Below are 2095 nucleotides of genomic sequence, written 5' to 3' on the forward strand. Positions count from 1 at the left end.
CTGAATTAATTCAGATTGAAATCGTGCATGATTAATTTTGCTCTAAAAAAATAATGATTAAAATTTATAAAGTAAAGTAGATGAATGTATTTTCACGACATTGTAGGGATATTTATTAACTGGCCCTTTAACGCAGATGAAACTTTGTGGCTGAGTATATTCTTGAATTGATTTAAGCAAACTCATTGCTTATCGAGATAAGGGGGGATATGGTTTTCTTTTTCCGCCTTCATCTGCTCTTTAGAAATAACCGAGATATTATGCTTAAGTGGAAATTACCCTTTAGATCCTGAAAAAATTGGATTTCCAAACTTAATTAGATCTTAAGAACTTAAATTTATCCTGAGAGAAAATATTTTTGAGGGTAGATCAGTGAGTCAACAAGTGGGTGTATTACGAAATAATAAAATATTTCTCAGTATTTGCACATTGGCCTTGGTGATTTTAGGAATTTGGTGGGGCAGCAGTTTACTACTAAATAAAAATAAAACGGAAAAATCAAAGACACAAAATGTAGTCGCCAATGAAACAGAAACAATAGATGTGTCTGGTAATCAGATTTTAATTTCGCCCACACAGATTCAACAAGCAGGTATTCAATTACAAACTTTAGGACAAGCGACAAGAGATGTACAATTCGCACTGACTTTGCAGGGGCAAGCGCAGTGGTCACCTCAAAGTAAAGTGGTTTTAACCAGTCCTGTAGCGGGGATAGTGCAACAGGTACTAGTGCAACCTTTAGCAGAAGTGGGTTTACACAGTCCTGTACTGGCCATTCATAGCCCTGATTTAATTCAGATTCAAAATGAAATTTTACAAATTCGTGCACAACTGCAATTGGCCAGCCAAAATTTGGCACGTGAACGCAGTTTATATGCTGAAGGGATTATTGCTGAAAAACGTGTACAGGAAGCCCAGAATGTAGTGCAACGACTGAATATTGATTTGAGTGCCAAGCAACGCATGTTGCAGTTTATGGGAGGAAGTAGCAGTCAGGGACTGAATTCCGTAGTGTATGTCAAAAGTCCAGCCAGAGGCAGTGTAGAAAGTTTACAGGTATCTGCAGGTCAGTATGTAGAAACCGGTGCAGTACTGGGCCAGTTGGTGAATAGTGATCTACCTTTGCAATTAATGCTGCAAGCCCCTTTAGCGGATAGCAAATATATCCAGATTGGCGATTTGGTCAAAGTTGAGGGGTGTGAAATTACCGGGCAGGTACAACAAATTGCACCAGCACTTTCAGGCAATACGCAATCTCAAAATGTTCTAGTCCAAATGCAGGCCAAGGATAACTGTTTAAAAGTACAACAGTTTGTTAAAGCGAATATTCAAAGCCATAACCCGACAACAAAAACCGCATGGGTAATACCGAGTGCTGCCTTAACTTTAAAAGATAACAAGCACTTCATTTTTATCAAGAATCAAAATGGTTTCGTGGCAACGCCTGTGGAACTGGTGGGGGCGAACCAGCAGCAAAGTCATGTGATTGGAAATGCATTAAAACCTGGAATTCAAGTTGCTGTGCGGGGTGTCGAACGTCTAAAAGCCGTTTGGTCAGGTTTCGGTGCAGAGCAGGCACCACCTGCCAGCAGTAGCACTGCGGTGAATTGAGGTTAGGCACATGTTAAAACGTATTATTGCATTTTCACTGAGTCAACGAATCCTAATGCTGTTATTGGGTATGGCAATCAGTGTTGCGGGTTATTTGGCATTTACCAAATTGCCGATTGATGCCTTTCCCGATGTATCAAGCACACAGGTTCAAATTGTGATGAAATCTCCTGGCATGACGCCAGAAGAGGTGGAAAGCCGTATTGTGGTACCGATAGAACAGGAAATGTTGGGAATCCCTCATCAAACTGTACTACGTTCACAATCTAAATATGCTATTGCAATCATTACCCTGGATTTTGCAGAAGGGACAGATCCTTATTGGGCCCGACAACAGGTCAATGAGCGTTTGACTGGAGTCATGTCAGCTTTGCCTGGCAATGCCTCTGGCGGGATTGCGCCTATGACGACGCCATTAGGTGAATCTTTTATGTTCACTTTACATGGTCCTATGAGTGATATGGAAAAACGAACCTTGCTCGAT

At 40.8% G+C, this 2095-nt stretch carries 2 protein-coding genes; both read left to right on the plus strand.

Annotation, left to right across the window (positions count from 1 at the left end; translation table 11 throughout):
* The first annotated feature begins 372 nt into the window (after positions 1–372).
* Entirely contained in the window at positions 373–1611 is a 1239-nt protein-coding gene (locus ACN6OV_RS10675; RefSeq protein WP_111885207.1) for an efflux RND transporter periplasmic adaptor subunit, read from the plus strand.
* 10 nt (positions 1612–1621) lie between these two features.
* Positions 1622–2095: efflux RND transporter permease subunit (locus ACN6OV_RS10680; RefSeq protein ID WP_427952793.1), on the plus strand; the 474-nt coding region annotated here is incomplete at its 3' end.

The sequence above is a fragment of the Acinetobacter sp. genome (assembly GCF_050285345.1).
Lineage (GTDB): Bacteria > Pseudomonadota > Gammaproteobacteria > Pseudomonadales > Moraxellaceae > Acinetobacter.